Origin of the sequence: Agriterribacter sp., from assembly GCF_035445465.1 — a bacterium.
Classification (GTDB): domain Bacteria; phylum Bacteroidota; class Bacteroidia; order Chitinophagales; family Chitinophagaceae; genus Agriterribacter.
On record NZ_DAOMQT010000076.1, the window covers coordinates 1 to 8,266 of the forward strand.

Genomic DNA, 8,266 nt, shown 5'->3' on the forward strand with positions numbered 1-8,266 from the left:
GCGGGCCGCCCCGGCTGGTGTCCCACCAGCCGGCGACAATTTGAAATGCACCCCGGTTCCAGGCTTCGGATTTAGTACTATCTTATTCCGTAACTTGCATGCTGATTGGAGACTGTCTCAAAAGGGCCGGTATAGAAAATATGCCTCTAAGACCCAAAGTCTTGATCTTCAGGTTTTATTTTCTTCGTGCTGTAGTGGCTTCGTGGCAAAATATTGCTTTTTAGGCAGCCCCGTTAATATTAAGCAATGAAATATTTTTTGATGCTCCTTGGAATAATTCCTGCAGGCACATTATTTTCCTGCGGAGCAAAAAGCAATGCGCTAAAAACAAACAATATGAGCAACGATACTACTATTAATCCTTCTGCTATTACTCCCGACGCCCATACCGCAGTAGCTACTTTCGCAAACGGCTGCTTCTGGTGTACGGAAGCTGTGTTTCAGCAAATAGAAGGCGTTACAAAAGTAACCAGCGGCTATAGCGGAGGGCACGTACCCAACCCTACTTACGAGCAGGTTTGTGAAAAAAATACAGGTCATGCCGAGGCGCTTCAGATCGTATACGACCCCGCCGTAATCAGCTTCGATGAATTATTAGAAGTATTCTGGAAAACACACGACCCTACCACATTAAACAGGCAGGGTAATGATGTTGGCCCGCAGTACCGCAGCGTAGTCTTTTACCATAATAATACCCAGAAAGAAAAAGCCGAAGCCTATAAAGCCGAACTGGACAAAAGCGGCGCATGGTCCAATCCTATTGTAACCGCCATTGAGCCCTTTAAAAACTTTTACCCGGCGGAAGATTATCATCAAAATTACTACAGGCTCAACGGCAAAGCGCCTTACTGCCAGTACGTGATCAGGCCAAAGCTGGAAAAATTTGAGAAAGTATTTAAGGATAAGCTGAAGAAGCAGTAGAATATGGGGCGGATGAAGGTCTCAGGGTGAGGTATAAGGTGGTGCGGTTTGAGCCCCCTGCAACCTCCACCTTGTAACCTGTAACCTGCAACCTCCACTTTACTTTTCACCTCTCACCCCTCTCGTCATTTATTACCGCATTACTTCTTTTCAGCGCCTGTTCAAAAGTATCTGTTACGTTAGCCTTACCAACAGCAAATAGCAAACGGGCAGCCCGCAGTTCATCCACTACCTGTTTACTATGCACTTCCGATAAAATTAATTTTGTACCCCGGTTTTTGGATTCTTTATGAATCTCCCGCAGCGTTCTTATGCCCGTAGCATCAATAATAGGTACGTGCCGCATGCGGATGATGAATACTTTGGGCGGCTTTTTTATAAACCTTATAGCATCTTTGAACTTATAAGCGGCGCCAAAAAATAAGGGTCCGTTTATTTCAAATACTTCTACTTCCCCTGGAATATCATAATTACTTACTGCATTGGTATCATTCGCCTCTTCTTTATCGGTTTTTTCACCGGTAAGGATATTTACGTCTGTAAACTTTATCATATTCCGCATGAACAGGAATACGGCCAGCACCATTCCTATTTCAATAGCCACGGTAAGATCAACAAATACCGTAAGAAAAAAAGTAGTGAGCAATACCGCCGCGTCTCCCCGCGGACCTTTGGCTACAGAAATGAAATTTTCCCATTCACTCATATTATATGCAACAATTACCAGTATACCCGCTAATACAGCCATTGGGATGAGCGCGGCCCATTTTCCGATAAACAAAATGATGAGCAATAACGTAAACGCATGCACGATGCCTGCTACGGGGGTACGCCCCCCGCTTTTAATATTAGTTGCCGTACGGGCTATAGCGCCTGTTGCGGGGATGCCGCCAAAAATGGAGGAGAAGATATTGGCAGTGCCCTGTGCGATCAGCTCCGTATTGGATTTGTGGTTTCCCCCGATCATTCCATCGGCTACAATGGCAGACAATAAAGATTCAATACCGCCCAGCAAAGCAATGGTAAATGCAGGCGCGATCAGCTTTTGAATAGTAGCAAAATCAATATCGGGTATTACAGGAGAAGGAAACGAAGACGAAATACTACCGAAACGGCTGCCAATCGTTTCTACAGGAAGATGCAGCAGTTGCACCACAGCAGTTGCAACCAGAAGCGCAATTAATGATCCGGGTATTTTACGGGTGAGCCTGGGCCACCATGCGATAACAGCAACTGTGCCTGCCGCAATTAAAAGCGCATATATATTCACCGAGCGAAAATGGCCGATATAACTCTTCCATTTATCTGTAAAATCAGCAGGAACTTCGCCCATCTGCAATCCAAAAAAGTCTTTTACCTGCGAAGAAAAAATAATTAGCGCAATGCCGCTGGTAAATCCAACAATTAACGGGTAAGGTATAAATTTAATAATAGTTCCCATACGGGCAATACCCATAATAATGAGAATTATGCCCGCAATGAAAGTGGCGATAATTAAACCATTAATGCCAAACTGCTGAACAATGCCATATACAATTACAATGAAAGCACCGGTAGGTCCGCCGATCTGCACCCTGCTGCCGCCCAGGGCAGAAATAATAAACCCTGCTATAACCGCTGTATACAACCCTTTTTCAGGCGATACACCCGAAGCTATGGCAAATGCAATAGCCAGCGGCAGCGCCACAACACCCACTATTAAACCCGCCATGGTATCCTTAATAAACTGCTGCCTGCTGTAGCCCTTTAAGGTATCCAGCAATTTAGGTCTAAACATACATACCGCTCCTGTTATTATTTTAACCCTGGTTTCAAATTTCAGCTTATACCTTAATCCAGAATTTTAACAGATTATCCATATCAGACCCCACTACATGATAATCGGGGGGCACTTCATCTTCGAGACTGTAATACGTGGCCAATCGTGTTCCGGCAGGCATTTGTTCTAACTGCTTAAATAAATACCGGTTATAATAATTATACAGCTCACCGGAATAAGCGATACGCTCATCTATTTTATCTGTTCCCGCCAGGTTTTCATAAAAAGCATTATAAAAATAAACATGATCGTAATCACGCAGATCCAACTGGGTAAAATTTCCGTGTATGAAAGAAACATTCTGTAAGCCAAGTGTATTTCCAGCAGCCTGCGCATATGTTACCAGATCTTTACGCTGTTCTATGCCATAATAATACGACTTCGGAGAATAGTAAGCCGCACCCAAACAAAATTTACCTACACCACTGCCAATATCAAGTATGCGCACACCGTTTTCGGCTGCTAAAAAAAAGGAAGCCTTGCGGGCCACGCTTAACGGAGTCCAGTGCCTGGCGGCTAATAAACGGATAGACTCCGGGTATAGCTGGTTAAACTGCTTATCGGAATTAAAATAACTGCTTATACCTGACGTTTTTTCGCTCACATCCATCATTATACAAATATTTTTTTATACAAACATCATTGTTACCATTTCGTACCGCCGGAAGAAGAATATTAGCTGGTTTTATGCAGCATCACTGGCATTGCTGCAGACTTTCACCTCATTTTGGCCACCGCATTGCAAAATTAAGGATCAATTAGTTCCCATGCGGTAAACCTTATCACAGCGAAAAGTGATTTATATCAATTTTTTTAAAGGTATTTTTGTCATTTACTATGAGCATACAGGGCATTTTTCCGATAGACAAGTGGAGCTTTAAAAGTGAATCCATTTTGACCGATCTGCCTGCAGCCGATTTTGAGCTGCTTATGGCGCATAAAAGTGAGCATGTTTTAAAGAAAGGAGAAATCTTGTTTCGTGAAGGCGCCTACCCTGCAGGCATATATTACATTATTGAGGGGAAGGTTAAGAAGTATAAAACGGATAAAACAGGAAGGGAACAGATCATTTACGTGGCTAATACAGGGGAACTGCTTGGCTATCATGCCATATTATCGCAGTATCATTACCCCGATTCAGCAGCCACATTAGAAGAAAGTACGATTGCCTTTATACCAAAAGAAGATTTCCTGCTTACCTTACAACAGTCTTCCATTCTGAATAACAGGCTCCTAAAAACCCTTAGTCATGAATTTTCCGTATTAGCCAACAGCATCACTTTGTTTGCCCAAAATTCCGTTAGGGAAAGACTGGCTTTACAATTGATTGTGCTGCGGGAAAAATACAAAGTGAATTTTGAACCGGGCATGGCTGTTGAGATTAATATGTCGCGCGATGATTTGGCCAGCCTTGCAGGTACAGCAAGAGAAAACGTTGTACGCGTACTGGGTGAATTTAAAGAAGCCGGAATAGTAGAAACAAAAGGCAGAAAAATTTTCATTACTGATATTAATAAGCTGATTGAGCTGGCGAATACCAGGTGATATCCAAACAACTGTTTATAGCGGCGCCATGTTACTTTCTTATTACCAGTTCAAAAGCCGAATCTATCTTACCTGCGTAACCAGCGTGGTGTCTCCTTCAAGCAGAGGTAAAGTATAGCCCCCCGTGTCTAATACCGCTTTAGGAAATGCCTGTTTGAGTGACGGCCAATCGGCAGCAGTAACATCCGTTTTATACAGATAGATGGTTTGCAGTTCCGGCAGTTGCTTCAATAGCAGTAATCCACCGGCAGTAACCTTTGTTTCCACAACATTCAGGTATTGTAATTTAGATAAAGACTGTAATGCAGACAGCCCCTTATCTGTTATTTGCGTATTATCTAAACTTAGTTTAATTAAAACGGGCAGCTTACCAATGGCAGCCATTGCGCTGTCGCTAACAGCAGTGTTGCCCAGCTTTAACCAAACCAGCTGCGGAGCAAGCGGCTGCAATAACTTCACCTCATTGTCGCCGATGTTTTTTGAAGCCAGGAAATTTACGGAAAGATAGTTGCTTTCCGCTGCCACCGGCACAACAGTAGCGCCCGCTTCCTTTAATTTATTAACGGCCTGTTCGGGCGCTTTTGCCACAGGCGCTTCGGGCACTTCGGGCTTTGCCGGGAGCTGCAGATGATCGCTTTGCAAAGCAATGAGCAACGGCTTTATTTTTTCCTCCTGGGGCAGCGCTTTTACCGGCTGATCAAAGCTCGCACCGGTATTGATCCACCAGTGAATCAAAGCAATCTCCGCTTCCGATGGCTGCGATTTTCCTTTGGGGGGCATGTGTTTCTTTTCCAGCAAATCAAGCGTAAGTCTTTTATACAGTTCACTTTCTGCGCTTTTACCCGCTATCATTACTTTGCCGTCTTTCCCGCCCTTTGTAATGGCTACTTCACTGTCTAACCGTAATTTACCTTTTTGCTTCGATGGTCCATGACAGCTATAGCATTTGTTTTGTAATACAGGTTGTATAATATCATGGTATGCTATTGCTTCCTGCACATTGGGAATTATTTTCTTTACTTCCTTTATATTGTCCGGCTCTCCTATATCCTGCGTCAGGTATCCCTCACCGTGTGTAAGCGTACCGCCCAGGTGGCCGGTAAAAGTGATCAGCATAAATAAAATCACCGAAAGAACATAAGGAAGCACCCGGTGGAACCGGAAAGAAAGCTTTTCGGTATATATTATATAATACAGAATGGCAATCACGGCAACTCCTATGCCCATCCACCTGTGCCGGTCCAAAACAGTGGCATCATATTCTCCTCCCCCGGCCAATAACCAGCCGCTAATGCAGGATAACACGGCACTGGCGGCGCCCAGTAATAAAGCAACACTTACGGCAGGACGGATAGCACTAAACTGCTGTTTCCTGCCAAGCCAGTGCAGTATAATGCCCAGGAGTAAAATGCCAATAGGCAAATGCACGAGTAAGGGATGAAAACGACCGAAGAAACCTGAAACGCTGAGTAGAGCCATAAAAGTGGTAAGTAATAAGTGGTAAGTAGTAAGTGATAGGTTTAGTTTTATGCTACAATCTCGCTTATCACCCTGCCGCTTACATCGGTTAACCGGAATGGCCTCCCCTGAAACTGGTAAACAAATTTTTCGTGATCAAAGCCTAACTGGTTCAATATAGTAGCCTGAATATCAAAGGGCTCTACTTTACCACTCACCGCACTATACCCTATATCATCTGTTTCTCCATAGCTCGCACCCCTTTTAATACCACCTCCTGCCATCCACATTGTAAATGCTTCGGCATGGTGATCTCTTCCCTTGAACGGCATATCCTTACCATCCCTGTTTTCCTGCATGGGTGTACGGCCAAATTCTCCTCCCCACACCACCAGGGTTTCTTCCAGCAAACCTCTTTGTTTCAGATCAAGCAGCAAAGCTGTTATTGGCCGGTCTATAGAACGGCATTTGTTGATCAGTCCAATTTCCAGGCAATCGGCGGGGCTTGTGCCATGCGAATCCCAGCCCCAGTCGAACAATTGCACATAGCGTACTCCCTTTTCCACTAATTTCCTTGCCAGCAGCACGTTGTTGGCAAAGCTGGTACGACCCGGTTTGGTGCCATACATTTCATGTATATATTCTGGCTCATCACTGATATCCATTGCCTCGGGTACCGACATCTGCATTTTATAAGCCATTTCATATTGAGCTATCCGCGATAATATTTCCGGATCTTTAAACTCTTCGTACGATTGCTGGTTCACCTTATTGATGGCATCAATAGACGCTTTGCGGATATCTTTATCCATTCCTTCAGGGTTGTTGATAAAGAGTACGGGGTCGCCTTCCGACCGGCATTGCACGCCCTGGTAAACAGAAGGAAGGAAGCCACTGCCCCAAACACTTTTTCCCGCATCGGGATTCTTACCGCCGGAAGTAAGTACAACAAATCCCGGGAGATTACTGTTCTCCGTTCCTAAGCCATAGCTCACCCATGAACCCATGCTTGGCCGTCCCAAACGTGCGCCACCGGTATGCATGAGCAGTTGCGCAGGCGCATGATTAAACTGGTCTGTTTTAACCGCTTTTAAAAAACTGATTTCATCGGCTACGGTAGCTAAATGGGGTAAATGATCCGATATCCACGCCCCGCTTTGTCCGCGTTGCTCAAAATGCGCCTGTGGCCCCAGCATCTTAGGCACGCCTCTTATAAACGCAAAACGCTTTCCTTCCAGCAGGGATTGCGGGCACTCCTTTCCATCTAATTTCATGAGGTCGGGCTTGTAATCAAACATTTCCAATTGCGATGGGGCGCCTGCCATATGCAGGTAGATCACCGATTTTGCCTTTCCGGGAAACATAGGAGGATGCGCCGCTAATGGATTATTGCTGTCAAAACTATTCAGCGCCGCACCTTTTGAGCTCCAGAAGTCGCAGCCGCTTAGTAAAGACCCAAAGGCCATGGCACCCAAACCGGTAACACTATCCTTTAAAAAATGCCTGCGTGTTACAAAACGCAGGGTTTCATGATTGGCCTCATTGATAAGCCGCTGGTTATGCAATTCTTTCTGGGTCATATGTTATATTTTGCAGCCTGGAATTACGAATAACTCAATCCAGGCATTTTTCTTTTTTCAGTGATACACCGCTTCTCCTTATGGGCTTTGCCGGAACTATTCATATGGCAGATCGGCGTATAATTGATTTACAAAAGTCTTCTGTCCTTCTTTAAATATATTAGTACAATTAAAGTTAATCAGTATTCCTTTAGGCCGATTCATCAGCTTCATATAGGTCAGCAATTTTGCATCATGTATTGCTATTAAATATTCAACGGCTTTAAGCTCTACTAATATCAGATCTTCCACCAAAACATCTAATCTTAATTGTGTTTCAAGTCGCAACCCCTTATAAAACAGAGGAATCCACATTTGTGTTTTATGATTAAGTCCCTGCAGCGATAATTCTCTGATAAAACATTGTTCATATACACTTTCTAATAAACCAGGACCTAATTGCTTATGTACTTCAATGGCGCATCCTATAATCTTATAGGTGAGTTCATCAATATACTGTTGGGTGTTTTTCATTATGGTGCTTTTTAGGTTACTATTTTTTTCTAACACATAGGATCATAGGTACATAGGTGCACATAGGTTTTAATCTTCTTCCGTTTTTAGCTGTACCGTTTCCTCTTCCTATTGTGTTCCTGTGTGGCCTGCTGTGCCTATGTGGTTAGTATACTTTCTTAACACATAGGATCATAGGTATATAGGTGCATATAGGTTTTAATCTTCTTCTGCTGCTGCTTTAGCTGTATCGTTTCCTCTTCCTATTGTGTTCCTGTGTGGCCTGCTGCGCCTATGTGTTTAATATATTTTCCACCACATAGGATCATAGGTACATAGGTGCACATAGGTTTTAATCTTCTTCTGCTGCTGCTTTAGCTGTACCCTTTCCTCTTCCTATTGTGTTCCTGTGTGGCCTACTGTGCCTATGTGTTTAATATATTTTCCACCA

General features: G+C 43.9%; 7 protein-coding genes. 2 read left to right on the forward strand and 5 right to left on the reverse strand.

Annotated elements, in window-relative coordinates:
• Positions 1-246 precede the first annotated feature (246 nt).
• On the forward strand, positions 247-921 hold the full coding sequence (gene msrA / locus PLE34_RS20245) for a peptide-methionine (S)-S-oxide reductase MsrA (RefSeq protein ID WP_324559987.1): 675 nt from the start codon (positions 247-249) through the stop codon (positions 919-921).
• Between the two features lie 106 nt (positions 922-1,027).
• On the opposite strand, the gene PLE34_RS20250 is transcribed toward msrA, so the two are convergent.
• Positions 1,028-2,698, reverse strand: a complete 1,671-nt coding sequence (locus PLE34_RS20250) for a SulP family inorganic anion transporter (protein WP_324559989.1) — start codon at positions 2,696-2,698, stop codon at positions 1,028-1,030.
• A 46-nt stretch (positions 2,699-2,744) separates the two neighbouring features.
• Entirely contained in the window at positions 2,745-3,350 is a 606-nt protein-coding gene (locus PLE34_RS20255) for a methyltransferase domain-containing protein (protein ID WP_502875897.1), read from the reverse strand.
• A 215-nt stretch (positions 3,351-3,565) separates the two neighbouring features.
• On the opposite strand from PLE34_RS20255, the gene PLE34_RS20260 reads away from it, so the two are divergent.
• A complete protein-coding gene (locus PLE34_RS20260; protein WP_324559993.1) occupies positions 3,566-4,285 on the forward strand; it encodes a Crp/Fnr family transcriptional regulator in 720 nt (239 codons plus the stop codon).
• Positions 4,286-4,348: 63 nt separating this feature from the next.
• Here the strand turns inward: PLE34_RS20260 and PLE34_RS20265 are convergent, their stop codons facing one another.
• The 3 genes from PLE34_RS20265 to PLE34_RS20275 all read right to left on the reverse strand — a co-directional run bounded on the left by PLE34_RS20265 (position 4,349) and on the right by PLE34_RS20275 (position 7,836).
• The gene (locus PLE34_RS20265; RefSeq protein WP_324559995.1) at positions 4,349-5,764 is read right to left on the reverse strand and encodes a c-type cytochrome domain-containing protein; all 1,416 of its coding nucleotides are present in this window, start codon (positions 5,762-5,764) and stop codon (positions 4,349-4,351) included.
• 47 nt (positions 5,765-5,811) lie between these two features.
• Positions 5,812-7,323: a DUF1501 domain-containing protein gene (locus PLE34_RS20270; RefSeq protein WP_324559997.1), complete on the reverse strand. Its 1,512-nt coding sequence runs from the start codon at positions 7,321-7,323 to the stop codon at positions 5,812-5,814.
• A gap of 96 nt (positions 7,324-7,419) precedes the next feature.
• Positions 7,420-7,836: a GxxExxY protein gene (locus PLE34_RS20275; RefSeq protein WP_324559999.1), complete on the reverse strand. Its 417-nt coding sequence runs from the start codon at positions 7,834-7,836 to the stop codon at positions 7,420-7,422.
• Positions 7,837-8,266 lie beyond the last annotated feature (430 nt).

Coding starts and splice junctions, on each gene's coding strand:
- msrA (WP_324559987.1), top strand. CDS start 247: ATGAAATATTTTTTGATGCTCCTTGGAATAATTCCTGCAGGCACATTA.
- PLE34_RS20250 (WP_324559989.1), bottom strand. CDS start 2,698: ATGTTTAGACCTAAATTGCTGGATACCTTAAAGGGCTACAGCAGGCAG.
- PLE34_RS20255 (WP_502875897.1), bottom strand. CDS start 3,350: ATGGATGTGAGCGAAAAAACGTCAGGTATAAGCAGTTATTTTAATTCC.
- PLE34_RS20265 (WP_324559995.1), bottom strand. CDS start 5,764: ATGGCTCTACTCAGCGTTTCAGGTTTCTTCGGTCGTTTTCATCCCTTA.
- PLE34_RS20275 (WP_324559999.1), bottom strand. CDS start 7,836: ATGAAAAACACCCAACAGTATATTGATGAACTCACCTATAAGATTATA.
- PLE34_RS20270 (WP_324559997.1), bottom strand. CDS start 7,323: ATGACCCAGAAAGAATTGCATAACCAGCGGCTTATCAATGAGGCCAAT.